This is a genomic window from Sinorhizobium sp. CCBAU 05631 (genome assembly GCF_002288505.1).
GTDB lineage: Bacteria > Pseudomonadota > Alphaproteobacteria > Rhizobiales > Rhizobiaceae > Sinorhizobium > Sinorhizobium fredii_C.
In genome coordinates this window covers 84,401-108,516 of the sequence record NZ_CP023063.1, presented here as the reverse complement: position 1 = coordinate 108,516, position 24,116 = coordinate 84,401, and the positions used below count along the sequence as shown (strand labels likewise).

Sequence of the window (24,116 nt, the reverse complement as noted above, 5' to 3'; positions counted from 1 at the left end):
GTCCTGTGGGGCGGGGCGGCGGCCAGGTGAGCGTACGGAATGACGAGACATTCTGCGCGAAAAGTGCCAACGGGAGGAGACGGTGGCATGTCATTGATAGGGGACCCCCACCGGGGATCCGCACAGCCGGATGTGATCGACCCGAGCGGCGGGGCGAACCAGACGCGCGTGCGCGCCTATAACGAGCGGCTGGTGATGTCGCTGGTGCGTCGCCACGGCAGCCTGTCCAAGGCGGAGATCGCTCGCCGGTCCGGACTTTCCGCCCAAACCGTTTCCGTCATCATGCGGTCGCTCGAAGCCGACGGGATGCTCATCCGCGGCGAACCCGTGCGTGGCCGCGTCGGTCAGCCCTCGATCCCGATGCGCCTCAACCCGGATGCGGTCTATTCCTTCGGGGTCAAGATCGGCCGCCGCAGCGCCGACCTGGTGCTGATGGATTTTCTCGGCACCATCCGCCTGCATCTACACCAAATCCACACTTATCCGCTGCCCGACGACCTCGTCACCTTCATCGTCGAGGGCATCGAGAAGCTCGAAAGGCAGCTCAGCCCCGCAGATCGCAAGCGCATCGCCGGCGTCGGCATTGCGACGCCGTTCGAACTGTGGAACTGGGCCGAGGAAGTGGGCGCGCCCCACCACGAGATGGACCGGTGGCGCAATTTCGACCTGCAGGCTGCGGTCGCCGCGCGCACGCCGCACCCCGTCTTCCTCCAGAACGACGGCACCAGCGCCTGCGGGGCGGAACTCGCCTTCGGCGTCGGCGCCAACTATCCGGACTTCGTCTATTTTTACATCGGCTCGTTCATCGGCGGCGGCGTCGTCATCAATTCCGCGCTGTTCTCAGGCCGCACCGGCACGGCCGGCGCCGTCGGTCCGCTGCCTGTCTCGGCCAAGGACGGCAAGACGACGCAATTGCTGAAGATCGCCTCGGTCTTCGTCCTGGAAAAACTGTTGCGCGAGCGCGACATGGATCCGAAGCCGCTCTGGTATTCGGCCGACGACTGGATCGATTTCGGCGAGCCGCTCGAAATCTGGATCCAAGATTCGGCGGCAGCCCTTGCCCAGGCCATAGTCTCGGCCGTTTCCATAGTCGATTTTTCCGCCGCAGTGATCGACGGCGGCTTCCCGCCCTGGGCGCGGGCGCGCCTGCTGGCCGCGACCCGCAAGGCGCTGCAGGCGCTCGACCTTCAGGGCGTCACGGTTCCGGACCTCGTCGAGGGTGCGGTCGGGAGCCACGCCCGGGCGATCGGCGGTGCGAGCCTGCCGCTCTTCTCCCGCTATCTGCTCGACACCAATGTCCTCTTCAAGGAGCTTACCTAGATGCTAAAGGGAATCGACCCCATCCTGAGCCCGGAACTGCTTGCCGCGCTCAGGGCGATGGGGCATGGCGACGAGATCGCGCTCGTCGACGGGAACTATCCGGGCCAGGAGCATGCCCGCCGGCTGGTGCGGCTCGACGGCCATCATCTGATCCCGATCCTCGATGCCATCCTCAGCGTGCTGCCGATCGACGACTTCGTGCCGGAGGCGATCTTCCGCGCGACGGTCAAGCAGGACAGGGATGCGCTCGATCCGGTGCACCGGGACATCATCGAATGCTGCCGCAGGCACGAGCCGTCGCAGCCAGTCGTTCCGCTTCTCGGCCCGGAATTCTATCCGCGAGTCAAAGCCGCCCACACGGTCGTGCAGACCAGCGAACCGCGCCTCTACGGCAATGTCATTCTGCGCAAGGGCGTGATCTATCCCGCGTGATAATGCAAAGAACCCGCCGACGCAGCCGGCGGGTTCTTCTTTTCCAGGCGAGGAACCGGAGGCCTAAGCGGCGACCACCTTGCCGACGCGGGCGTCAACGGAGAGCGCTCCAGGGCCGAAGCCGGCAAGCACCAGGAAGGCGCCGGCAATGGTGATGTTCTTCATCATCATGATCTGGTTGAACATGGAGAGAAGCCCGTTTGCCGCTTCCGGGAAATCCGGAACGTTGATCGGGCCGCTGTGGAAGACGAAGGCCGTCACGAGGCAGAAGGCGGCGAGCAGATAGGAAGCGATGCGCGTCTGGAAGCCAACCAGAACGGCAAGACCCGCGACCAGTTCGAAAAGACCGGCGAGATAGGCAAGCGCCGTTGCCGCCGGCCATCCGGCATTGGTGATCATGCCGGCGGTGCCTGCCGGATCGGCGAGCTTGCCGAAGCCGGAGACGAGGAAGATGATCGAGAGAAGAACGCGCCCGACGAGGACGATGACATTCTGAGGCATGCGCAAAGGCTCCTGTTCAAAACTGATTTGCAGCAGGAATATCAGCATTTTGCGAATCGACCAGCCGCCATGGCAGAAACACATCGTTCACAATTTCGAGACGATCTCGTGATTTCGTCAACATTTCTCCCGATGCACTGTCCGCCCAATGCTTTTTATGTTGCAACGGCCGCGACTGTGTGAAGAATCTCCGGCGCGTAGGGCACGCAGGGGAAGTCTCATGACCGAAATTAACCGGAGTCCCGCCTTCTGGCGGTCCTTTCCGATTTTCGAAGAGTTCGACAAGGAAACGCTCTGCGAACTCGCCGACATCGCCAGTTACCGCAGGTGGCCCGCGGGCACGGTCATCTTCCAGCGCGGCGACGAAGGCAACTACATGATTGTCGTGGTTTCCGGGCGCATCAAGCTTTCGCTGTTCACCCCGCAAGGCCGCGAGCTGATGCTGCGCCAGCACGAGGCGGGAGCGCTGTTCGGCGAAATGGCGGTGCTCGACGATCAGCCGCGCTCGGCCGATGCGACCGCGGTCACCGCCGCCGAAGGCTATGTGATCGGCAAGAAGGCCTTTCTCGATCTGATCACCCAGAAGCCGAGGATCGCCGAGGCGGTCATCCGCTTCCTTTGCGCGCAGCTGCGCGACACGACCGACCGGCTGGAGACGATCGCGCTCTACGATCTCCACGCCCGGGTCGCGCGCTTCTTCCTGGCGACGCTTCGGCAGATCCACGGCAACGAACTGCCGGAAAGTGCAAATCTGCGCCTGACGCTGAGCCAGACCGACATCGCCGCCATTCTCGGTGCGAGCCGGCCGAAGGTGAACCGTGCCATTCTCTCGCTCGAGGAAAACGGCGCTCTCAAGCGGACGGACGGCATCGTCTCGTGTAATGTGGGGCGCCTGCTGATGATAGCAGATCCACCGGAGGACTAGGCGCTGACGCCATGGCCGCATCGCCGCTTCAGCCCGTTTGCCGGCGGGGTCGTTGCGAGTCTGGTCGCGGCGCTTGTTCTCTACCTCCATGCCGAGGCGGCGTTCCGCACGCCGCGTGAACTCTTCTTCGACAATCTCACCCAGTGGGTCCCCTCGCCGCGCTCGGCAGATATCACCGTGGTCGACATCGATCAGACGGCCTTCGAGGCGCGGTCGGAAAGCTGGGACAGAGGTGCGACCGCCGAACTGATATCGCGCCTGGCAGCCGCCGGCGCCAAGGCGATCGCCGTCGACTTCGTCTTCAGTTCCGACTGCGATCCGGCCTCGCCGGCCAACGTCGCGCTCGCCTCGGCGATCGGCGAAGCGCCGGTCGTCCTTGGTTTTCTCGCAGCCGACCGCACTCTTGAGCACCCCCGGCCCGTTCCACCGCTCGCCTTGCGGCGCCAGCTCGCGGTCCCCGATGAGTGGTTCATACCGGGCGCAGAGACCGCCTGCGCGATGTTCATGGACCGGTCGAAGGGGGCGACGGCGGCCTTCCTGGTGGGAGACAAGGATGCCCGGGTCCGGCGCGCGCAGGCCTACGCCATTCTCGACAACCAAGCCTTTCCGGCGCTCGGCATCGAAGCGGGCCGGCTCGGCGCGGCAAGCAGCACGCCGGTGCTCGGCGGAGAACCCGCCTGGCTGAGACTCGACCATGCCATCATTCCCCTCGATGCGGACGGCAACCTTCGTTTTGTGGCGAGTTCGCAGGCGGAAATCGCTGCCCGGACGGTCTCGGCCGCCGACATCATCGCAGGCAGGTTCGACACGGGCCGTATCGCCGGTAAGCTCGTCTTTCTCGGCAGCAGCATGCCGAGCCTCGGCGGACTGAGGCCGACCGCCTCGATGCCGCTTGAGCCCTCCGTGCAGATCCATGCCGACATCGCCAATGCGGTGGTGACGGGCTTCGTGCCCTACCGCGGTGGCGACCTGCCGCTGATCGAAGCGCTGTTCGGTCTCGCCGCCGGTGTCGTTGCCGCCTATGGCGCAACGAAGCTCCGTCCTTTGACGACCCTGACACTCGGCGCCGCGGCCGTGCTTTCCGTCAGTGCCTTTGCCGGGGCGATCTATGGCACGACCGGCTGGCTCTTCGACGCCGTCGGCATCTCGGTCGCGCTGGTGGCAATCCTCATCGTGACGAGCGCGCTGCAGCTCGCCCGGGTGCGCCGAGCCGAAGCGATCGCCCGGCAGAAATTCTCGCAATATCTGCCGCAGTCGGTGGTGGCGCGCTACATAGACGATCCGGACCGCAGCGGTGCGACGGGCGAAGAGCGACCGGTGACCGCTCTCTTCACCGATATCGAAGGCTTCTCGACGCTGTCCCAAAAGCTAGGGCCACGCGAGCTGGTGGCCTTGCTCGACGTCTATTTCGCGGAGGTGAACGCGCTCGTTGCCCGCCATGGCGGCATGGTCGACAAAGTGGTCGGCGATGCGGTCCATTCGCTTTTCAACGCGCCGGAGGATCTCGCCGACCATGTCGACAAGGCCATCCAATGCGCCATCGCCGTTCACGCCTTGACGGAAGAAATGCGGCAGCGACCGCAATTTGCCAAGCATGGTTTCGGCAGGACCCGGATCGGCATCGAGACCGGACCGGCGGTGCTTGGAGAGGTCGGTGCCGGCGGCAAGCTCGATTATACCGCCCACGGCGACGCGGTGAGCCTCGCGGCGCGTCTCCAGGAGGCGAACAAGTTCCTCGGGACGGCGATCTGCATCGGCCCGGCAGCCGCCGCCGAGTGCAACGTTGCGCTTCGGCCGCTCGGCAGGCACGAAATCCGCAGTTTCGGATCGATGGAATTGTTCACCGTCGTGGACGCCGAATGGCAGTAGCCGCTACCTTAAACCCACGCTCGCATAGGCCTCGCGGATGCGCGCCTGCCCCCATCGCGTCACCGCACCTGGCGCTGCGCCCGGCCGGTCGAAATCCACGCCCTCGCCGGCAGTCAGCGTCCGCGCGACGCCGGCGCCTTCGACGCTGACGGCACCGTGCTCGACAAAAACAGCGAAGGCAGCCGCCCGGCTGGGCCCGCAGAAGAACTTCGTGCCGCGAACGCCGATCATTCCGAAGGCGGTGCGGACCGCGACGTCGGCCTTCGGCAGCCCTTGTGGCCGGTCAAAAACCATGCGGCCGAGGCCGAGCTCGAGCGTGCCACCTTCGCCGGCAATGAAGCTGTCGATCAGCAGCTCCGTTTGGGGTCCCAGTAAGATTCGGGTCTCGCTCAGCGCGAGATCGGCAAAGCTGTTGGTGCTGGTCGTGACATAGTCACGGTCGAGAACGGCGCCGCCTGCGGCAAGCCGCTCATCCGCCTCACCCTGCCGGCGGCGAACATTGCCGCGGATTTTCTGCGCCTTGCCAACGACTGCACCGTTCGCCGCCGCAGCCCTGCGGCCGCCGATAACCGCCGCGAGCAAGCCGCCAAGCACCGCCCTTCTTCTTATCCGTGGCTCAGGCATCGGCTTCTCCCGCTGCGTCTGCAGCCCTCCCTGTTCGAGCCTTCGTTCGAGGATAGACCGAGGCATGGAGGATGCAAGACGTCTCGCTTCGAAGGCGTGCCAAGACCCTGGCTGTTTCGCTCGGAACAGGCACCGGGTCACAACCGTTCTACGATTATGGCCGGAGAACGGAGAGTATCATGAAGACCCGGATCAAACCGACCATTCGCATCGCGAGCGGCCCGCTCATTGCAACGGCGATGCTTCTGTCCATCGCCGCCACGCCCGCGGCTCGCGCCGCCGAGCTCACTGCCGCCGAGCAATGCGATCGGGAGGCCGGCAGCGAACTCGATCTCGAGCGCAACAGGGCCTTTCCGGCTGTCGCGACGCAGGATATCCGCATCGGCGTCGCACTGTCGGCCTGCCGCGAAGCCTATAACCAGAATGGCGGCGCGCGGACGCAGTTTCAGCTTGCCCGCGTGCTCGAACGCGCCGGCGAAAGGCTAAAGTCGCTTCGTATTCTCGGCGAGGCGGCGCAAAACGGCCATGCGCTGGCGATGGCTGTCTACGGCACCCGGCTGGCGGAGCGCGGCGAGCCGGAAGCGGCCTTCGAGCTCTATCAGCGCGCCGCCTCCGAGGGCAATCGCGCCGCCGCCCAGTATCTCGCCGCCGCCTATCGGGATGGTGTCGGCACGCGGGTCGACGGCGTCCTTGCGGCGCATTGGCTGGAGCGGGCGAAGACGAACGATCTCCAGTGAGGACGCTGGCTACGCGAAATCCACCGAAGCCGGCACCTCGTGTGCTTAGAGCTAGCGGATCTCGCCCGCCTGGGGCCCCCAGGTATCGGTCAGCGCAAAACCATCGGCGAGCGGATCGAACGGATCGAGCGCCAGCTGATGCAAGCCGAAGGTCCAGCCGCGGCCGGATATGGTCGGAATGATCGCCTTCCGCCCGGCGACCGTCGTCTCGGCTTCGAGGCCGACCTCGAATTCCGATCCTATGATCGAGCGCGATTTCAGGGCGTCGCCCGGCTTGACCCTGCCGCGCGCATGGAGCGTCGCAAGATTTGCCGAGCTGCCGGTGCCGCAGGGCGAGCGATCGACACGGCCGGGCCACATGGTGGTGCAGGTTCTGACGGCGCCGTCTTCCTCCGTGTCGCGGAACATCACATAGGCAACGCCGCTGATCTCGGGGATTACCGGGTGCACCACCGGTATGGTGCGATTGATGATGGCCTTCAGTGCCATGCCTGCCTCGACGATCCGGCGGGCATTCGCCTTTTCGATCGTCGTGCCGATCTGGCGGACGTCAACCAGAGCGTAAAACACGCCGCCGAAGCAGAGATCGAGCTTGATGCGGCCCCATTCCGGCGTGTCCAGCTCGACATCCAGCTCCTGGACGAACGACGGAACCATGGTGAGCTTCACCCGCTCACAACGGCCGTCGCGGCAGCTGGCCGTCGCCTTCACGAGACCCGCGGCGGTGTCGAGCATCACCACGGTTTCCGGCTCCTTCATCTCGATCATGCCGGATTCGAGCAGCGCCGTCGTCACGCAGATCGAATTGGAGCCGGACATCGCATGCGCCTGGTCGGCCTGCAGGATGATGAAGCCGGCATCGGCCCCCGGCCGCGTCGGCGGCAGCAGCAGGTTGACCGAGCCAATCGATCCGGAGCGCGGCTCGAGGCAGAGGAACCGGCGCAGGCTGTCATCCACCGTGTTGATGTGGTTCAGCTGCTCGGCGATAGAATTGCCTGGGATCTTCGGCACGCCGCCGATCGCCACCTTGCCGATCTCACCCTCGCAATGGACGTCCAGCAACTGGATCGTGCGCTTCCATCTCATGACCGTCTCTCCGGATATCGACTGATATATCAGCGTCAGCAACCCATAGCGCGTTCGCCATCGAGCCGCAAGAGACTGCCTGCCGGCCCAGTCGCAAGCGTGCCTGATCGATCCACCCAAAGATGCCGCTTGACCGGCGGAGCCAAGGGGAGGAGCGTGCCGTCAGATCAGTATTGCGACGCCCCCTCATGACAAAGTTCATCATCTTCACCGATCTTCACATGGTTCCCGACGGCACGACGATCATTGGGATCGACCCCTATCGGCGGCTCGCCAACGGCATCGACCATGTCAATCGCTACCATGCCGATGCCGACCGGGTGATTTTTGCCGGCGACCTCACGCACCAGGCGGACCGTGCCTCCTATGAACGGTTGAAGGATCTGCTTTTCGAGTTGATCCCGCCCGCGGCCGTGATGCTCGGCAATCATGATCGGCGCGAAGTTTTCCTGGAAGTGTTCCGGGAGGCCGCGAGAGACGAGAACGGCTTCGTGCAGCAGGTGATCGATTTTCCCGATTGCCGGGCTGTGTTGCTCGACACGCTGTTTGCACCGCCTTACGACTATCCGATGAGCCATGCCGGCCAACTCTGCGAGAGGCGCCTCAACTGGCTCGACCGGCAGCTCGGCAGCGCCGACGACCGGCCGGTCCTCATCTTCATGCACCACCCGCCGCATGCCAGCGGATTTGCGGGCATCGACATGATCCGGCTGATCAACGAGGAGCAATTCTACGGGCTCGTGAAACGGCACGGCAATGTACGCCACATCTTTGCCGGACATGTGCATCGCACCATCAGCGGCTCCAGCCGCGGCATTCCCTTCTCGATCTTCAAGAGCCCGGTCCACCAGCAGCCGATGCCCTTCGACATCGCGGATGCATCGCTTTCCGTCGATGAGCCGGCGGCCTACGGCATCGCGGTGGTCACCGCCGATGGCGTGCTGGTGCATACCGAAGACTACGAGATCGCAAAGCGCGACGCGGCGGTGGCGTGAGACCCGCTTGGCCAGTTCCGACGCCACCGGCTTCGTGATAGGCTGGCGCCATGACCCTCTCCCTTTCCGCCAGCCGCGACTTCGCCAGTCACGAGTTCGATTGCCAGAGCTGCGGCGCCTGTTGCGCCTATTCGGCCGAATGGCCGCGTTTCTCGCTGGAGACGGACGAGGAACTGGAACGAATACCGGCGGACCACGTCGCCGCCGACCTTGGCGGCATGCGCTGCGAGAACGAGCGCTGCACGGCGCTCGAGGGCACGCTCGGCAAATCTGTCGCCTGCAAGGTCTATCCGGTGCGACCGATCGTCTGCCGGACCTGCATGCCCGGAGACGACGAATGCCTGATGGCCCGACAACGGCTTTTCGGCGCCGCGGCTTGATGTGGAATCGTCTGGACTATTCTTCCTGATCCGTACATTTCACTACCTTGGTGATATGTATAGCGAAACATCCTGGGAGATGGCGAATTTGCCGGATGGAGGTTCGGCACCATAAAGCGTATTGTTCGGCCACGAATTCCCGCGTGGAGGATCGCGTTCGATGAGCCAGACCCGACTTCAGAAACCAACCGTTACGACCGACGCCGACCCGGCGCCGTTTGCGGACTTCGCGCCGCCGATCCGGACCCAGAGCACGCTGCGTCAGGCGATCACGGCCGCCTATCGCCGGCCTGAGACGGAGTGCCTGCCGCCGCTCGTCGAGGCCGCAACACTGCCTCGGGAAATGCGGGACGCCGCCGCACGGACCGCTCGCAAGCTGGTCGAGGCACTGCGCGCCAAGCACAAGGGTTCGGGGGTCGAGGGGCTGGTGCAGGAATACTCGCTTTCGAGCCAGGAGGGCGTGGCGCTGATGTGCCTTGCCGAGGCCCTTCTCCGCATTCCCGACACGGCGACGCGCGACGCGCTGATCCGCGACAAAATCTCCGATGGCGACTGGAAATCGCATCTCGGCGGCGGCCGATCGCTCTTCGTCAACGCCGCCACCTGGGGCCTGGTCGTCACCGGCAAGCTGACGTCGACGGTCAACGACCGCAGCCTTGCCGCGGCGCTGACGCGACTGATCTCCCGCTGCGGCGAACCGGTGATCCGCCGTGGCGTCGACATGGCGATGCGAATGATGGGCGAGCAATTCGTGACCGGCGAGACGATCGACGAGGCGCTGCGACGCTCCCGCGCGCTCGAACAGAAGGGCTTCCGCTATTCCTACGACATGCTTGGCGAAGCGGCGACGACCGCCGCGGACGCGAAGCGCTACTACAAGGACTATGAGAACGCCATCCACGCGATCGGCAAGGCTTCGGCCGGACGGGGCATCTATGAAGGTCCCGGCATCTCGATCAAGCTCTCCGCGCTCCATCCGCGCTATACGCGGGCGCAGGCGTTGAGGGTGACGGAAGAATTGCTGCCGAAGGTGAAGTCGCTCGCGACCCTCGCCAAGAGATACGATATCGGCTTCAACATCGACGCCGAAGAGGCCGACCGGCTGGAACTCTCGCTCGACCTTCTGGAAGAGCTCTGCCTCGACGCCGATCTCGCCGACTGGAACGGCATGGGCTTCGTCGTGCAGGCCTATGGCAAGCGTTGCCCCTTCGTGCTCGACTTCATCATCGACCTGGCGCGGCGCGCCGGCCGGCGCATCATGGTCAGACTCGTCAAGGGCGCCTATTGGGACGCCGAGATCAAGCGGGCGCAACTCGACGGGCTCGAAGATTTCCCGGTCTTCACCCGCAAAATTCACACCGACGTCTCCTACATTGCCTGCGCCCGCAAGCTGCTTTCGGCGACCGAGCTGGTATTCCCGCAGTTCGCCACCCACAACGCCCAGACGCTCGCCGCCATCTACCACCTGGCCGGCAAGGACTTTCACGTCGGCAGATACGAATTCCAGTGCCTGCACGGCATGGGCGAGCCGCTCTATGAGGAAGTGGTGGGCCGGGAGAATCTCGGCCGGCCCTGCCGCATCTATGCGCCGGTCGGCACGCACGAAACGCTGCTTGCCTATCTCGTGCGCCGCCTGCTCGAGAACGGTGCCAACTCCTCCTTCGTGCATCGCATCGCCGATCCGATGGTCTCGATCGACGAGTTGGTCGCCGATCCCGTGGAGATCGTCCGCGCCATGCCGGTGGTCGGCGCAAAGCACGAGAAGATCGCGCTGCCGGCCGAGCTCTTCGGCGCTGCACGCCCCAATTCGGCCGGCCTCGATCTTTCCAACGAAGCGACGCTCGCCTCCCTGACGGAGACGCTGAAGGCGAGCGCCGCGATCGCCTGGACGGCGGTGCCGCAACTCGCGACCGGCGCGGCGGGCGGCGAAACCCGGCCGGTCGTCAATCCGGGCGACCATCGCGACCGCGTCGGCTCGGTCACAGAGACGTCGGAGGAGGGTGCAAGACGGGCCGCTCGCCTAGCCGCCGATGCGGCCTCGAATTGGGCTGCCGTTCCGCCGGCGGAACGGGCCGCCTGCCTCGAGCGCGCCGCCGACCTGATGCAGGCACGCATGCCGACGCTTCTCGGGCTGATCATGCGCGAGGCGGGCAAGTCGGTGCTGAATGCCATTGCCGAGGTGCGCGAGGCGATCGATTTCCTGCGCTATTACGCCGAGCAGACGCGCCGCACCCTCGGTCGCGGCCATAGGGCGCTCGGCCCCGTCGTCTGCATCAGCCCGTGGAACTTCCCGCTGGCCATCTTCACCGGCCAGGTTGCTGCAGCCCTTGTCGCCGGCAACCCGGTGCTCGCCAAGCCGGCGGAGGAAACGCCCCTGATCGCCGCCGAGGGCGTGCGCCTTCTGCATGAGGCCGGCGTGCCGGCAAGCGCGCTGCAGTTCCTTCCGGGCGACGGCCGAGTCGGCGCCGCGCTGGTCGCAGCGCCCGAGACTGCGGGCGTGATGTTCACCGGTTCGACGGAGGTCGCGCGGCTCATCCAGGCTGAGCTCGCCGATCGGCTTTCGCCCTCCGGCCGGCCAATCCCGCTGATTGCCGAGACCGGCGGCCAGAACGCGATGATCGTCGATTCCTCGGCGCTTGCCGAACAGGTCGTCGGCGACGTCATCGCCTCGGCCTTCGACAGCGCCGGACAGCGCTGCTCGGCGCTGCGCGTGCTCTGCCTGCAGGAGGATATCGCCGACCGGACCCTCAACATGCTGAGGGGAGCGCTGCACGAATTGAACATCGGCCGCACCGATCGCTTTTCCGTCGATGTCGGTCCGGTCATCACGGCAGATGCGAAGGAGACGATCGACAAGCACATCGAGCGGATGCGCGGGCTCGGCCGCAAGGTGGAGCAGATCGGCCTCGCCGCCGAGACGCAAAAGGGCACCTTCGTGCCGCCGACGATCATCGAGCTGGAGAAGCTCTCCGATCTCCAGCGCGAGGTTTTCGGGCCGGTGCTGCACGTCATCCGCTACCGCCGCGACAACCTCGACCGGCTGATCGACGACATCAATGCCACTGGCTACGGACTGACCTTCGGCCTGCACACCCGCCTCGACGAGACGATCGCTCATGTGACGAGCCGCATCAAGGCCGGCAATCTCTATGTCAACCGCAACATCATCGGCGCGGTGGTGGGCGTGCAGCCCTTCGGCGGCCGCGGCCTTTCCGGCACCGGCCCCAAGGCCGGCGGGCCGCTCTATCTCGGCCGGCTGGTGACGACGGCCCCGGTGCCGCCGCAGCACAGCTCCGTGCATACCGATCCCGTTCTGCTCGATTTCGCCAAGTGGCTCGACGGCAAGAGCGCCACAGCGGAAGCGGAAGCAGCGCGCAACGCCGGCAGCAACTCGGCTTTGGGGCTCGATGTGGAACTCCCCGGCCCGGTCGGCGAGCGCAATCTCTATGCGCTGCATCCGCGCGGCCGCGTTCTCCTTGTGCCCGCGACCGAGAGCGGCCTCTATCACCAGCTCGCCGCGGCGCTCGCGACCGGCAACAGCGTCGTCGTCAACGCCGCCTCCGGCCTGCAATCCTCGCTCAAGAACCTGCCGCACAGCGTCGCGCTGCGCGTCTCCTGGTCGAAGGACTGGGCCGCCGACGGCCCCTTTGCCGGCGCGCTGGTCGAGGGCGACGCCGAACGCATCCGCGACGTTAACAAGGCAATTGCGGCGCTTCCCGGTCCGCTCGTGCTCGTCCAGGCGGCTTCCGGCGAGGAAATCGGCCGCAATCCGGACGCCTATTGCCTGAACTGGCTGGTCGAGGAGGTTTCCACCTCGATCAACACGGCCGCCGCCGGCGGCAATGCCAGCCTGATGGCGATCGGCTGAGACTCTGGACATACCCCTCCCCACAAGGGCCCACAAGGCGGAGGGGCTTGAGCTGCCGCACCCTTTAGGCCCGCGTTTGGTCGTTGCAGCAGGCGAGAGTGTTCCGGCATGGCAGTCGGCCGCAGCGGAGGCTCAAGCCCCTCCCCCGTGTGAGGAGGGGTTGGGGAGGGGCTAGGTGCGCCTCGGCAGGCAATTCATCACAGATGACGAAGTGCCCCCATTCCGCTATGACCGCTCCCAAACCGGAAACAGCGGATGTTCACCCTTCAGCGCATCGAGACCTCGACACAGGAAATCAAGAAGAGCCGCTTTCTGGCGATCGCCGGTCCGATCGACGACGAGCAGGCCGCAAAGGCCTTTCTCTCTGCCCATTCCGACCCCACCGCCAATCACAATTGCTGGGCCTGGCGCATCGGCCAGACCTATCGCTTCAATGATGACGGCGAGCCGAGCGGCACCGCAGGTAAGCCAATTCTCGCGGCGATCGACGGACAGTCGCTCGACCGGGTCGCAGTCGTCGTCACGCGCTGGTTCGGCGGCATCCTCCTCGGCAGCGGCGGACTGGTCCGGGCCTATGGCGGCACTGCCGCGCTCTGCCTCAGGACCGCGGAAAAGGTCGAGTTGGTCGAGACGCTGCGGGCCACGGTCGCCTGCGATTTTGCCGATCTCGCCCTCATCAAGGCGCGGCTTGCCGCTCGCGGCGTCTCGATCGCCAGCGAGAGCTTCACCGACACGGGCGCGGTGCTGGCGATCGGGCTGCCGAAGGACGCGGCAGACGCAACACGCGCACTCGTGAGCGATCTCAGCCGCGGCAGGGCTATCCTGTCGAGCGAGGACTGAACGCCTTTTCCTCGGCCTCACAATCATCATACAATTGATCGATAAGCACGCACGGCGCCGCTGCGATTTCAGGATAATGGAGGAGACCTGCAGATGAAGACGAGAATTTTGGGACGGACGGGCGCGGCGATTTCGGAGCTTGGCTTCGGCGCCTGGCAGATCGGCGGCTCCTGGGGCGATGTCAGCGAGGAGGACGGCAAGCGCGCCCTGCACGCGGCGCTCGATAGTGGCGTGACCTTCATCGACACGGCCGACGTCTATGGCGACGGGCGCTCGGAAAAGATCATCGCGGCGGTGCTGAAGGAACGCGGCGGTGAGAAGCCCTTCGTCGCCACCAAGGCCGGCCGCCGGCTCAATCCGCATGTCGCCGACGGCTATACGGGCGCCAATATCGAGCCCTTCATCGACCGCAGCCTCGAGAATCTCGGCGTCGAGACGCTCGATCTCGTGCAACTCCACTGCCCGCCGACCGACGTCTACTACCGGCCGCAGTTTTTTGAAGCACTCGACCAGCTCAAAGCTAAGGGCAAGATCCGCCACTACGGCGTTTCGGTCGAAAGGGTCGAAGAGGCGCTGAAGGCGATCGAGTATCCGGGCGTCGCCACGGTGCAGATCATCTACAACATCTTCCGCCAGCGGCCGCACGATCTGTTCTTTGCCGAGGCAAGAAAGAAGAATGTCGGCATCATCGTGCGCGTACCTCTCGCCTCCGGGCTGCTTTCCGGCAAAATCGGCAGGGACACGGCGTTCGCCGCGGACGACCACCGCAACTTCAACCGCCATGGCGAAGCCTTCGATGTCGGCGAGACCTTTGCCGGCGTGCCGTTCGAGGCGGCGCTGGAGGCGGTGGAGGAACTGCGTGCTTTCGTGCCGGCCGGCGTGCCGATGGCGCAGTTCGCGCTCCGCTGGATCCTCGAGCAGGAAGCGGTTTCCGTCGTCATCCCCGGCGCTCGCAATGCCGGCCAGGCGCAATCGAACGCGGCGGCGAGCGCCCTTCCGCCGATCGACGGAGCGGCCATGGAGGCAATCGCCGCACTTTACGAGCGGCTGATCAAGGTCCATGTTCATCAGCGATGGTAGGGGCCGCGACAGCGCCTGCCTGACGGCGGCACAAGGCAAGCCGATGAGCAACGCCTTCAATCTCGAACGTTTCGTCACGGCACAGCAAGGCGTCTATGAAACGGCGCTGGCGGAGCTCCGCGTCGGCGCCAAGCGCAGCCATTGGATGTGGTTCATCTTTCCACAGGTTCAGGGCCTCGGCCATTCCTCGATGGCGCAGCGCTACGCGATAGCGGATATCGATGAGGCGCGAGCCTATCTCAAGCACCCGCTGCTGGGCCGGCGCCTCATCGAATGCACGGAGGCGGTGAACCTGGTAGCAGGGCGCAGCGCGCTGGAGATTTTCGGCCGGCCGGACGATCTCAAGTTCCGCTCGTCGATGACGCTCTTCGAGGCCGCCGACCCGGCCGGCGGCGCCTTCGCAAGGGCGCTCGATCGCTACTACAGCGGCGTCCGAGACCCTCGAACGATGGAAATTCTCGAAAGTATCTGAAGACCGGCCAACATCAAGGCGACGCGCCCGGGATCTGGGTGACGAGAAGGATCAGAAGGGCACAGGCGCCCACCGGCGATGATCAGCATCGGCTCCTTCATCATATAGCGATGCACTCGCGGCCCTCCTTTCTCATCATGGCCTCACAATCGGTTTGCAGACGGAAATCATGTAGGAATCCGCCGGAGCCGTTTTGAGGCCGGTTCCGTGCACAACCGCGTGAACGCGCCGAAAATGCCGCCCGCGCTTGCCGCAAACGTGCCCCACTGCGCCGCTAAGTTCGAGGACACCGGGCGGGGCAGCATGGATGTTGCAAGGGAGTTCACCGATGGTCGCCAGGTTGATCACTCAGACCGTCGTCTGGTTCGGCATCATGGGAGTCGTTCTCTTCGTATCTGCCGGAACCTTCGACTGGACGGCGGCATGGATCTACCTCGCCCTCATGCTGGCACTCTCGCTCGGCACCGGGTTCCTGCTTGCCTGGCACGATCCGGCGCTGCTCAAGGAGCGATTGGCCGCACCCATCCAGAAGGACCAGCCGAGGGCCGACAAGGTGCTCATCTGCGTGCTTGTCCTGTTCCTGTTCGGCGCCTTCGCCTTCATGGCGCTCGATGCCGCCCGGTTCGAATGGTCGGCAGTGCCGCCCTGGGTGCAGGCGGCGGGCGCACTGCTGGTCGTTCTGTCGGTCGGCTTCAGCTACCGGGTCATGCGCGAAAACAGTTTTGCGGCGCCGGTAGTCAAGGTGCAGAGCGAGCGGGGACAACGGGTCGTCACCACCGGACCCTATCGCTATGTCCGCCATCCCCTCTACAGCGGCAGCCTGCTTTTCGTCGCCGGGACGTCGCTGCTGCTCGGCTCCTGGTGGGGACTGCTTGCCGCATTGGGACTCGCGGCTCTCCTCGCCATCCGCATCGGCATCGAGGAAAAGGCGCTGCGCGCCGGTCTTGCGGACTACGACGCCTATGCGGAACGGGTGCGCTATCGGCTCGTTCCGTTGGTGTGGTGACGGTCGTCGCCGCGTCCATTCGCCGTTGACTCCGCAGACGATCAGAGCAGAATAAAATCATTCCTGCGTCACTGCTCAACAGAAGGGACGCCTACGATGACCATCGCCAGGAAACTTCAGCACTATATCGAGACCGAGGGTGTCGACTACGACACTGTCCCTCACCACCGGACCGCAACGACCAGCCAAACCGCCGAGGCCGCCCATGTTCCGGGCAACAGGCTGGCCAAATCCGTGGTCGTACACCACGAGATGGGCTACGTGCTTGCCGTCGTGCCGGCCACGCACCGGGTCGAGCTCTCGACGTTGCAGGATGTGATGAACCGGCGTCTCGGCCTCGCCTCGGAGGAAGAAGTCAGCACGCTCTTCAACGATTGCGAGATCGGCGCCGTGCCGCCCATCGGATCGGCCTATGGCGTACCGGTCATCCTCGACGAGAGTCTCGACAAGGCCAATGACGTCTATTTCGAGGGCGGCGACCACCGAACCCTGGTGCATATGAGCGGCACCAGCTTCCGCAACCTGACGAGGGATGCTCAGGTAGCCCGTTTCAGCCATCCCGGTTGAACGGCGCAGCAGGCCCGTTTCGTCGCAGGGCTACGCTGTTGTCTACGCGCAAGCTAAGCAACTAATTCCGGAGTGGACTTCTGACGATGTGAAAAAGGGCGCTTGAACCCGAGAGCTTGAGCTTGGCGGATGGCTGGCGAGACGCGGTCAGCACAGCCTACTGGAGCATCTGCCGTCGCCTTCGTGCCGCGAAGGCTCAGGACCATGCCGACGAGGAGGAACGAACTGCTATATGATTGTTTTCACAATTTAATTCTTCATCGAAGAAACAACGCTCACGCCAACCGCACTCACTTTGGCCTGCCCCGGCTGAATCGACAATTTCCTTCTGCAAAAGCATTCGTTCATCAGGGGTAAGTTCAGCTTCTACTCTTGGCAAAAATGCTTGCGCGAGCGGATTACCTTACTCGGCGCTCGCCCTAAGCCAACGTGTAGCACGCAGTCGATCGAGCTCCACACCGGCGCCAAGGTGCACCGATCATCGCTTGCGCGCCAGCATGACCTCGTTGAGCCGCTTGCAAAAACCAGAATGCGGCTTGCTTTGGATCCCCCGGACCTGAGAGGTAGGTGGCGTTTCGTACCGAAGACGTGGGTGGGGTGACAATCTCGTGCCGTACGGATTGTGACCCATGTGGCAGGGACATTCCGTCATCCCCTACGTGTCCAGGAGGGACACAGAGAGAATGGCGCACCCGAAGAGATTCGAACTCCTGACCCCCAGATTCGTAGTCTGGTGCTCTATCCAGCTGAGCTACGGGTGCGTGGCTGAAGCGGTGACCACCGCTTGCGTGGCGATCCTCTAAAGCGTCCTTTCGGGGATTGCAAGCGCCTTTCGGCAAAAAACTTCATTTTTGCGACAGCGGTGGACAAGCTGGCGTTGCGCTAACATCCCGGTCGCAGGAGAGGCGTCAGGAGCGTCCCTTGGCGCGGAAAGCATCGAGGCGCACCGGGCGGTCCGGAAGCTCGATGCGGAACAGCGTGCCGGGCGTCGGCTTCTCGACGAGCGCGATCGTGCCGCCATGGGCGAGAACAAGCTCACGGGCGATCGCCAGGCCGAGCCCGGTGCCGCCGGAGCGCGCCGAGCCGCGGAAGGCCGCGAAGAGGTTCTCGCGTGCCTTGGCCGGCATGCCCGGGCCGGTATCCTCGATGGAGATCGTCACGACGCTGCCGGTCCGCACCGCCGAGACGGAGACCACCCTCGGGCGGCCGTTCTCCGGCTGGTGGTTCGTCAGTGCCTGGACGGCATTGCGGCAGATATTGTGGACGACGCGGAAAAGCTGCTCGCTGTCCGCATCGACTAGGATGTCGTCGCGGATCTGGACGTCGAATTCGATGCCGCTCTGGCGGTCAACGGCCAGGAGCTCGCCGACATCCTGGACGAGCGGGCGAAGCGCCACGAAGCGGCGATGCGGTTCGGCCTCCGCAGTCCGCCCGTAGGAGAGAACCTCCTGCGTATAGCCGACGGCGCGGTCGATGGTTCTGAGCAGCGTCGGCGCAAAGCGCTTGACGACGGGATCGTCAACATCGGCAAGCCGGTCCGAGATGAGCTGCGCCGAGGACAGGATGTTGCGCATGTCGTGGTTGATCTTCGACACCGCAAGGCCGAGCTCGGCGAGGCTCTTCTGCTGCTTCAAGGTCTTCTGCAACTCGCGCTGCATGCTAGCGAGGTGCTGACCGGCGACCGCCAGCTCGTCGCCGCCGTCGGGCGGCACGAGGACGCGTTCGGGGCTCGAAGGCTCGTCGGAGAACTCCTGCATGCTTGCCGTCAGGCGTTTTATCGGCACGATCAGCATGCGGTTGATGGCGAGAAAGATCAGCGCCGCGGTAATCAGCGAAATGACGATCGACAGCAGGAAGACGTTGCGCGAATAGACGAGCATGGCCTTGCGCAGGCTCGCATCCTTCATCACCAGCTCGATCGTCGCATCGCTCTCGCCGAGCGGCCCGTAGACGCGCATGATGCGGCTGCCGCCAAAAAGCAGCGTGTCGAACGCGTCGCGGATCGCCCCGAGGGCCGTGAAATTGGCGATGTCGTATTCGCGGTCGATCGCCGGCGGCATGTCGACGGTCGCGATCATCCGCGAGGCATCCTTGCGGCGGATGACGATCGCCTTGGTGCCGGTGGCCATCAGGGTCTCGCGCTGTACGGCGCGCGGCAGCTCGATGTTCTGCAGCCCGTCGACGACGACGGCGGCAGCGGCCACGGTGTTCAGCCGGTCCTCGAGCCAGCGGATGCGCATGTTGGCGACGGAGGGCACGAAGATCAGCACCTCCGCCAACATGACGAAGGCGATCGTCAGCAAGAGGAGCTTGCCGGAGAGTCCGCGCAGAAATCCGACGGCCGCTCGCGGCGGCGCACTCTCTTTGGCCGGACGTGCGTCTTCTACCATCACCAGTGACTATTCCCTGCCCTCAGCCGAAACGCCGCAGGATGCGGATCGCGGAGCGAACGAAGCGATTTCGCGCCAGTGGAGAATAATAGGAGATCGCCGCCTGTTTTCCAATCTCGGAAAGGGTGGGATAGGGCGCGACATAGTCGCGAAAATTCTTGAGTGTCAGCCGGTTGGCAATGGCGAAGGCCCAAAGGTTGATCATCTCGCCCGCACCGGCGCCGGCGATCCCGGCGCCGAGAATGCGCCCGCCGCGGCCGGCCACGACCTTGACCATCCCCCGGCCCAGGCCGTCCGTTCGGGCCCGGTCGTTTCCTGCCAGGTCCCAACGGACCACGTCAATCGCGCTAAAGCTTGCGCGCGCCTCCTCCTCAGTCGGTCCAACCTGGGCAATTTCCGGGTCCGTGAAGGTGACCCGGGGAACGATGTCCCGGATTTCGTGCGCCGGCAGTCGAAAAAGGATTTGCTGCAGGACGAGCCGGGCATGATAGTTCGCGGCATGTGTGAATTGCAGGCCGCCGGCCGCGTCGCCGATCACATAGACGCGGCGGTTGCTGGTGCGCAGGTCAGCGCCGACGAAAATCCGCTGCGCATCGTGGCGGATCCCGGCCGCACCAAGGTTCAGGGCCGCATGATTCGCGCTGCGGCCCGCGGCGAGCAGCAGATCGCTGCCATCGATGTCGAAGGCGGCATTTTCGCCCACGCAATGCAGCCGGATCCCCTTGCCATCGCGCTCGACCGAGCGAATGTCGGTCCTCTCGTGCAGCACTGCGCCTTCAGCGCGGACGGCATCGAGCACGATCGCCTTCAGTTCCGGGTCCTCCCTCGACAAGGCGTCCGCCCTCTCGACGACCGTGATGCTGGCTCCCAATCGGCAATGGGCCTGCGCCATCTCGAGACCGAACGGCCCGGCGCCGATGATGACGAGATGGCGCGGCAGAGGGGTGAAGTCGAACAGCGATTCGTTGGTCAGGAACGGCGTCTCCGCCAGGCCGGCGATCGGCGGAATGGCGGGCGAGGAGCCCGTGGCGATGACGAAGCGCCGGGCGCGGATGAGATGATCGCCGGCGGCGACGGTTCGGCCGTCGACGAAGCGGGCCGGCTCCTGGATGACCTCTACGCCAAGGCCGGAGAAGCGCTCGATCGAATCATGCGGCGCGATGCCCTCGATCACCGAGCGGATGCGCGCCTGCAGCCTTTCGCCGTCGATGAAGGGCTCCGCCGACAGGAGGCCGAATTCGCCGGCCTGGCGCATCGCCTGCGCCCGTCTTGCCGCCGCGATCAGCGCCTTCGAGGGCACGCAGCCGTAGTTCAGGCAGTCGCCACCCATCTTGCCCTGTTCGACGAGAACGACCGGAACGCCGAACGCGGCCGCACCGGCGGCGAGCGACAGGCCGGCCGCCCCGCCCCCGATCACGCAGATGTCCGGATTAAGAAGCTTCCCCACGCCGCCCGCCTTCCCGCCATCAGCCTTGTCGACGTGACTTTATTAGCCTGTAGGCCAGAGGCAATGCCGCAAAAAGGGCCAGCGCGAGAAGGGCGAGCGAAACTTCCTTGGTGGCGAAATCCGAAAGCGACAGCGCGTGGCCGCTCTCGCCGGCGCGGGCGATCACGTCATCGAGTTCGCAGCCCAGCCACGCATAGGCAAAGGTAGCCGGAACGATGCCGATGAGGGTGGCGGAAACGAAGGTGCGCAGCTTCACGTCGAAGAAGGCCGGCGCGATATTGACGATGAAGAAGGGAAAGATCGGCGCCAGCCGCAAGACCAGCAGGTAGAGGAATGCATTGCGCCGGAATCCTCCCGCGAGGCGCTCCAGAAAGCGTCCGGCACGCCGGCGCAAGAGATCGGCGAGGACGCCGCGCGCCGCGAGGAACAGGAGGCTCGAGCCCAAGGTAGCGGCAAGAACAGTGATCGCGCCGCCGAGGAAGGGGCCGAACAGAAAACCGGCGGCAATCGTCAGCACCGACGCCGCGGGGATTGAGAAGACCACCGCCGCGACATAGAGGACGAAGAAGGCGAGGCCCGAGCGAAGCGGATAGGCGTCGACATGGAGGCTCAGCGCCTCCTGATGACGGACGAGCGCCGACAGCGAAACATAGTTCTGCAGCCCGAGGGCGTAGGCGGCCACTCCGCCCGCAAACAACAGCGCCAGCGGCACGACCCGCCAGCGCGACGACCGGCCCCCTCCAAAAACATCGTCCTTTCGGCCCGGCGACACTCTCAGGGCCGCTCCTTCTTCCGCCCTGTTGCTGACATCCTGGCTCATGAACTTTGCTTTCGACGAGACTTGCTCCTGACTTAAAAGGACTCCGAGCCGCGGACCAGTAAAGAATGGTCGCGCCCTCAAACGTCACTGTGAAAGGGCGGCGATGACAACTCACTTTGCCGTGAGACGAAAAGAGCCCGCGGCCGGCGGCCGGCGGCTCCTTGAGATCGCTCGGGTCTGCCGTGCCGACGCTTACAGCGCCCCGCGTCTTTTCAGACGCGCAAAAGACGCTGTAACACTTGAACATCGTGCTTTCCGAAAATCGCCTCCGATTTTCGGGCCGATGCGCTAGAACTCTTCCCATTCGCTGCGGGCCGCGGCGGCCGAACCGGCGCCGAAGGCGCGGGCGACCGTTCCGATCATGCGGCGGGCGGGCGAAGCGACCGGGCGGCTCGTCTCCCTGGCCGGGCTGGCTGCACGCGCCGGCTCGCGCTCGACCTTGAAATAGGTGATGAGCGTGGCGAGAGCGTTCGCTTCGGCGGAAAGCTTGTGCGTCGCCGCATTCGCCTCCTCGACCATTGCGGCGTTGCGTTGCGTCACCTGATCCATCTGGTTGACGGCGGTACTCACCTCGCCGAGCCCTGTCGACTGCTCGCGTGCGGCGGTGGCGATCGAATGGATGTGATCGTTGATCTTCAGCACCCGCGTCTCGATCTCACCGAGCGCGGCGCCGGTCGCCTGCACCAGCTTGACGCCGGTCGCCACCTCGCTGCCGGATTTCGAAATGAGCGCCTTGATGTCCTTGGCGGCGCTGGCGGCGCGTTGGGCGAGTTCGCGGACCTCCTGCGCGACGACCGCGAAACCCTTGCCGGCGTCCCCCGCCCGGGCCGCCTCGACGCCCGCATTCAGCGCCAGCAGGTTCGTCTGGAAGGCGATCTCGTCGATGACGTTGGTGATCTGGCCGATCTCACTCGAAGCCTGCTCGATGCGCCCCATCGCCTCGATGGCATTGCGGACAACCGAGGCGGATTCGGCGGCGTTTTCCTTCGCCTCGGTCACCATGACGGTGGCCTCATGCGCCCGCTCGGTGGAACTCTTCACCGCCGCGGTGATCTCGTCGAGGGCGGCGGAGGTCTCCTCCAGCGCGGCCGCCTGCTGCTCGGTCCGCTTCGACAGGTCGTCGGCTGCCGAGCGCAACTCGGACGCGTTGCCGTTGATCGAATCCGTCGCCGAACGCACCTCGCGCATGGTCTTCTGCAGGGTCGAGAACGTCTCGTTGACATTCTTCTGCAGTTCGGCGAAGGCACCCTGGAAGCGGCCGTCCATGCTTTGCGTCAGGTCGCCGGCGGCAAGGCTCGCGATCACCCGACGCGTTTCGGCGATGCCGCTGTCGACGCTGCCGACGAGCTCGTTGACGCTGGCGGCGAAGCGGTTCAGATCGTCGTTGTCGTAATCCTTGCCGATGCGCTGGGCGAAGTCGCCGGCGGCCGCGGCCGCAACGACGATGCCGATGCTCGACTGGAGGTCGGCGCTCTTTTCGCGCAGCGCCGCTTCCTGGGCATTCAACTCGCGCACGGCGAGCCCGTTCTGCTTGAAGACTTCGACGGCCGCCGCCATGTCGCCGATCTCGTCCTTGCGCCCGGCAAAGGGCACATCGACCAAGAGGTCGCCGCTGGCCAGCAGCTTCATCCGGCCGGTCAGGTCGACGATCGGCCGGCTGAGATGATTGGTGCCGATATAGAAGGCCGCACCTATGCCGGCAGCCATGCCGAGGCCGGCCATGCCGAGGAGGACGAGAACGACGGCGTCTTCGAAGGCGGCGATCTCATCGTTGATGGCTTGAAGCGACTCACGGTCGGCGTCGACGACGACGTCGATCTCCGCCTGGAAAGCCTTGCGGTTGGCGCGGTTCGCCTCGTTGTTACCCTGCTCGTTGGCGGCCTGCGGCGAGACCTCCCGGCCGAGCCGCGCGGTTTCGGTACGGAACGTCTTGAATTCCTCGGCCCGCTTGGCGACCGCATCGAAGGCCGGCAGCCTGTCGGCCGGAACCAGCGGCCGCCAATCCTTCAGCAGCGCGTCGATCTTGTCGAGGTTCTTGAGGATGCCTTCGGCGAAAGGGGTTGCCTTCTCGATCGTCGGTGCGGCGTAGACGCCGCGCGACTCCATCACCACGGCCGTGACCAGGCGATTGAGCCGCTCGCCCTTGAAGCTCCGTTCGGACGCGTTCTGGAGTTGCTGAAGCTCGTCGTTGTATCTGGATACGATCATCAACGACATGCCGGTGATGGCGATCGCCAGCAGGCCCATGATGCCGACGATCAGGTAGATCTTTCCGCGAATTCTCATTTCCTGCTCTCCTCGCCGCCGCCACTCACGCCTAGCGAGCATGGGCACGCGGTATACACGTTTCAGTAAATTCTAAAATACCGGAGGTTAACAAAGACCTCAGCATTTCATGAAATGTGCCGGGACGAGGCGTATCCCTGATCGATATCGCCTTCTGCTCGGCTTTGCGCGGGGGAAAAGTGGCGGGAATTGACTTTACCGGACATTTGTCCTTATAAGCCGCGCACGTCCGGTCAAGCCGCGCGAAAGCGGAGCCATGCCCGGTAACGTAAACGCTCTTGCAAATTGCAAACCCAAGAAGGGCCGCACACCGCGGTATTAAATAAATGAAGCGTACCTACCAACCGTCCAAGCTTGTTCGCAAGCGCCGTCACGGCTTCCGTGCACGCATGTCCACCAAGGGTGGCCAGAAGGTCCTCGCAGCCCGCCGGGCTCGAGGCCGCAAGCGTCTTTCGGCCTGAGCCGAAGCTG

21 protein-coding genes and 1 tRNA gene are annotated in these 24,116 nt (G+C 64.8%); 14 read left to right on the top strand and 8 right to left on the bottom strand.

Features of this window, described 5'->3' with window-relative positions:
- The first annotated feature begins 87 nt into the window (after positions 1-87).
- Together SS05631_RS00510 and SS05631_RS00505 are read left to right on the top strand one after the other, a co-directional pair.
- The gene (locus SS05631_RS00510) at positions 88-1,320 is read left to right on the top strand and encodes an ROK family transcriptional regulator (protein WP_095677898.1); all 1,233 of its coding nucleotides are present in this window, start codon (positions 88-90) and stop codon (positions 1,318-1,320) included.
- Complete coding sequence (locus SS05631_RS00505; protein WP_037420585.1) at positions 1,321-1,752, top strand: RbsD/FucU family protein; 432 nt, start codon at positions 1,321-1,323, stop codon at positions 1,750-1,752.
- Positions 1,753-1,815: 63 nt separating this feature from the next.
- On the opposite strand, the gene SS05631_RS00500 is transcribed toward SS05631_RS00505, so the two are convergent.
- On the bottom strand, positions 1,816-2,253 hold the full coding sequence (locus SS05631_RS00500; RefSeq protein ID WP_037420595.1) for a DoxX family protein: 438 nt from the start codon (positions 2,251-2,253) through the stop codon (positions 1,816-1,818).
- A 220-nt stretch (positions 2,254-2,473) separates the two neighbouring features.
- Between SS05631_RS00500 and SS05631_RS00495 the strand changes: the two genes are divergently transcribed.
- Entirely contained in the window at positions 2,474-3,178 is a 705-nt protein-coding gene (locus tag SS05631_RS00495; RefSeq protein ID WP_037420586.1) for a Crp/Fnr family transcriptional regulator, read from the top strand.
- 3 nt (positions 3,179-3,181) lie between these two features.
- Complete coding sequence (locus tag SS05631_RS00490) at positions 3,182-5,047, top strand: CHASE2 domain-containing protein (protein WP_037420587.1); 1,866 nt, start codon at positions 3,182-3,184, stop codon at positions 5,045-5,047.
- A 3-nt stretch (positions 5,048-5,050) separates the two neighbouring features.
- Here the strand turns inward: SS05631_RS00490 and SS05631_RS00485 are convergent, their stop codons facing one another.
- Positions 5,051-5,671 (bottom strand): FecR domain-containing protein, encoded by a 621-nt coding sequence (locus SS05631_RS00485; RefSeq protein WP_037420589.1) that lies wholly within the window; start codon positions 5,669-5,671, stop codon positions 5,051-5,053.
- Between the two features lie 179 nt (positions 5,672-5,850).
- Here SS05631_RS00485 and SS05631_RS00480 point away from each other — a divergent pair, with 179 nt between their 5' ends.
- Positions 5,851-6,408 carry a sel1 repeat family protein gene (locus tag SS05631_RS00480; RefSeq protein WP_095677897.1) on the top strand — a complete coding sequence of 186 codons (558 nt, stop codon included), beginning with the start codon at positions 5,851-5,853 and terminating at the stop codon, positions 6,406-6,408.
- A gap of 51 nt (positions 6,409-6,459) precedes the next feature.
- Here SS05631_RS00480 and SS05631_RS00475 read toward each other — a convergent pair whose 3' ends face one another.
- Complete coding sequence (locus tag SS05631_RS00475) at positions 6,460-7,494, bottom strand: proline racemase family protein (protein ID WP_037420611.1); 1,035 nt, start codon at positions 7,492-7,494, stop codon at positions 6,460-6,462.
- Positions 7,495-7,682: 188 nt separating this feature from the next.
- Here SS05631_RS00475 and SS05631_RS00470 point away from each other — a divergent pair, with 188 nt between their 5' ends.
- The 8 genes from SS05631_RS00470 to SS05631_RS00435 all read left to right on the top strand — a co-directional run bounded on the left by SS05631_RS00470 (position 7,683) and on the right by SS05631_RS00435 (position 16,702).
- A complete protein-coding gene (locus tag SS05631_RS00470) occupies positions 7,683-8,489 on the top strand; it encodes a phosphodiesterase (protein ID WP_037420615.1) in 807 nt (268 codons plus the stop codon).
- 50 nt (positions 8,490-8,539) lie between these two features.
- On the top strand, positions 8,540-8,869 hold the full coding sequence (locus tag SS05631_RS00465) for a YkgJ family cysteine cluster protein (protein ID WP_037420618.1): 330 nt from the start codon (positions 8,540-8,542) through the stop codon (positions 8,867-8,869).
- 160 nt (positions 8,870-9,029) lie between these two features.
- Positions 9,030-12,737, top strand: a complete 3,708-nt coding sequence (gene putA / locus SS05631_RS00460) for a trifunctional transcriptional regulator/proline dehydrogenase/L-glutamate gamma-semialdehyde dehydrogenase (RefSeq protein ID WP_037420621.1) — start codon at positions 9,030-9,032, stop codon at positions 12,735-12,737.
- A 255-nt stretch (positions 12,738-12,992) separates the two neighbouring features.
- Positions 12,993-13,577, top strand: coding sequence for a YigZ family protein (locus SS05631_RS00455; RefSeq protein ID WP_037420624.1), 585 nt, complete (start codon positions 12,993-12,995; stop codon positions 13,575-13,577).
- A gap of 93 nt (positions 13,578-13,670) precedes the next feature.
- A complete protein-coding gene (locus tag SS05631_RS00450; RefSeq protein ID WP_037420627.1) occupies positions 13,671-14,657 on the top strand; it encodes an aldo/keto reductase in 987 nt (328 codons plus the stop codon).
- Positions 14,658-14,700: 43 nt separating this feature from the next.
- Positions 14,701-15,129 (top strand): DUF1810 domain-containing protein, encoded by a 429-nt coding sequence (locus tag SS05631_RS00445; protein WP_037420838.1) that lies wholly within the window; start codon positions 14,701-14,703, stop codon positions 15,127-15,129.
- A 328-nt stretch (positions 15,130-15,457) separates the two neighbouring features.
- Positions 15,458-16,135 carry an isoprenylcysteine carboxylmethyltransferase family protein gene (locus SS05631_RS00440; RefSeq protein ID WP_037420629.1) on the top strand — a complete coding sequence of 226 codons (678 nt, stop codon included), beginning with the start codon at positions 15,458-15,460 and terminating at the stop codon, positions 16,133-16,135.
- A gap of 96 nt (positions 16,136-16,231) precedes the next feature.
- Entirely contained in the window at positions 16,232-16,702 is a 471-nt protein-coding gene (locus tag SS05631_RS00435; protein ID WP_037420633.1) for an aminoacyl-tRNA deacylase, read from the top strand.
- A gap of 684 nt (positions 16,703-17,386) precedes the next feature.
- On the opposite strand, the gene SS05631_RS00430 is transcribed toward SS05631_RS00435, so the two are convergent.
- The 5 genes from SS05631_RS00430 to SS05631_RS00410 all read right to left on the bottom strand — a co-directional run bounded on the left by SS05631_RS00430 (position 17,387) and on the right by SS05631_RS00410 (position 23,645).
- A tRNA-Arg gene (locus tag SS05631_RS00430) sits at positions 17,387-17,463 on the bottom strand.
- A 147-nt stretch (positions 17,464-17,610) separates the two neighbouring features.
- The gene (locus SS05631_RS00425; RefSeq protein ID WP_037420636.1) at positions 17,611-19,092 is read right to left on the bottom strand and encodes a HAMP domain-containing sensor histidine kinase; all 1,482 of its coding nucleotides are present in this window, start codon (positions 19,090-19,092) and stop codon (positions 17,611-17,613) included.
- Between the two features lie 22 nt (positions 19,093-19,114).
- Entirely contained in the window at positions 19,115-20,539 is a 1,425-nt protein-coding gene (locus SS05631_RS00420; protein WP_037420639.1) for an FAD-dependent oxidoreductase, read from the bottom strand.
- A gap of 19 nt (positions 20,540-20,558) precedes the next feature.
- A complete protein-coding gene (locus SS05631_RS00415) occupies positions 20,559-21,359 on the bottom strand; it encodes a TVP38/TMEM64 family protein (protein WP_037420642.1) in 801 nt (266 codons plus the stop codon).
- Between the two features lie 288 nt (positions 21,360-21,647).
- Positions 21,648-23,645 carry a methyl-accepting chemotaxis protein gene (locus SS05631_RS00410; RefSeq protein WP_037420645.1) on the bottom strand — a complete coding sequence of 666 codons (1,998 nt, stop codon included), beginning with the start codon at positions 23,643-23,645 and terminating at the stop codon, positions 21,648-21,650.
- A gap of 326 nt (positions 23,646-23,971) precedes the next feature.
- Between SS05631_RS00410 and rpmH the strand changes: the two genes are divergently transcribed.
- A complete protein-coding gene (gene rpmH / locus SS05631_RS00405; protein WP_012706673.1) occupies positions 23,972-24,106 on the top strand; it encodes a 50S ribosomal protein L34 in 135 nt (44 codons plus the stop codon).
- The last annotated feature ends 10 nt before the right edge of the window (positions 24,107-24,116 follow it).

Bases quoted from the DNA above. Each gene is read 5' to 3' on its own strand.
- SS05631_RS00475 (WP_037420611.1), bottom strand. From the start codon at position 7,494: ATGAGATGGAAGCGCACGATCCAGTTGCTGGACGTCCATTGCGAGGGT.
- SS05631_RS00465 (WP_037420618.1), top strand. From the start codon at position 8,540: ATGACCCTCTCCCTTTCCGCCAGCCGCGACTTCGCCAGTCACGAGTTC.
- SS05631_RS00505 (WP_037420585.1), top strand. From the start codon at position 1,321: ATGCTAAAGGGAATCGACCCCATCCTGAGCCCGGAACTGCTTGCCGCG.
- SS05631_RS00485 (WP_037420589.1), bottom strand. From the start codon at position 5,671: ATGCCTGAGCCACGGATAAGAAGAAGGGCGGTGCTTGGCGGCTTGCTC.
- SS05631_RS00455 (WP_037420624.1), top strand. From the start codon at position 12,993: ATGTTCACCCTTCAGCGCATCGAGACCTCGACACAGGAAATCAAGAAG.
- SS05631_RS00480 (WP_095677897.1), top strand. From the start codon at position 5,851: ATGAAGACCCGGATCAAACCGACCATTCGCATCGCGAGCGGCCCGCTC.
- SS05631_RS00445 (WP_037420838.1), top strand. From the start codon at position 14,701: ATGAGCAACGCCTTCAATCTCGAACGTTTCGTCACGGCACAGCAAGGC.
- SS05631_RS00435 (WP_037420633.1), top strand. From the start codon at position 16,232: ATGACCATCGCCAGGAAACTTCAGCACTATATCGAGACCGAGGGTGTC.
- SS05631_RS00440 (WP_037420629.1), top strand. From the start codon at position 15,458: ATGGTCGCCAGGTTGATCACTCAGACCGTCGTCTGGTTCGGCATCATG.
- SS05631_RS00415 (WP_037420642.1), bottom strand. From the start codon at position 21,359: ATGAGCCAGGATGTCAGCAACAGGGCGGAAGAAGGAGCGGCCCTGAGA.
- SS05631_RS00470 (WP_037420615.1), top strand. From the start codon at position 7,683: ATGACAAAGTTCATCATCTTCACCGATCTTCACATGGTTCCCGACGGC.
- SS05631_RS00450 (WP_037420627.1), top strand. From the start codon at position 13,671: ATGAAGACGAGAATTTTGGGACGGACGGGCGCGGCGATTTCGGAGCTT.
- SS05631_RS00425 (WP_037420636.1), bottom strand. From the start codon at position 19,092: ATGGTAGAAGACGCACGTCCGGCCAAAGAGAGTGCGCCGCCGCGAGCG.
- SS05631_RS00500 (WP_037420595.1), bottom strand. From the start codon at position 2,253: ATGCCTCAGAATGTCATCGTCCTCGTCGGGCGCGTTCTTCTCTCGATC.
- SS05631_RS00495 (WP_037420586.1), top strand. From the start codon at position 2,474: ATGACCGAAATTAACCGGAGTCCCGCCTTCTGGCGGTCCTTTCCGATT.
- SS05631_RS00510 (WP_095677898.1), top strand. From the start codon at position 88: ATGTCATTGATAGGGGACCCCCACCGGGGATCCGCACAGCCGGATGTG.
- SS05631_RS00410 (WP_037420645.1), bottom strand. From the start codon at position 23,645: ATGAGAATTCGCGGAAAGATCTACCTGATCGTCGGCATCATGGGCCTG.
- rpmH (WP_012706673.1), top strand. From the start codon at position 23,972: ATGAAGCGTACCTACCAACCGTCCAAGCTTGTTCGCAAGCGCCGTCAC.
- putA (WP_037420621.1), top strand. From the start codon at position 9,030: ATGAGCCAGACCCGACTTCAGAAACCAACCGTTACGACCGACGCCGAC.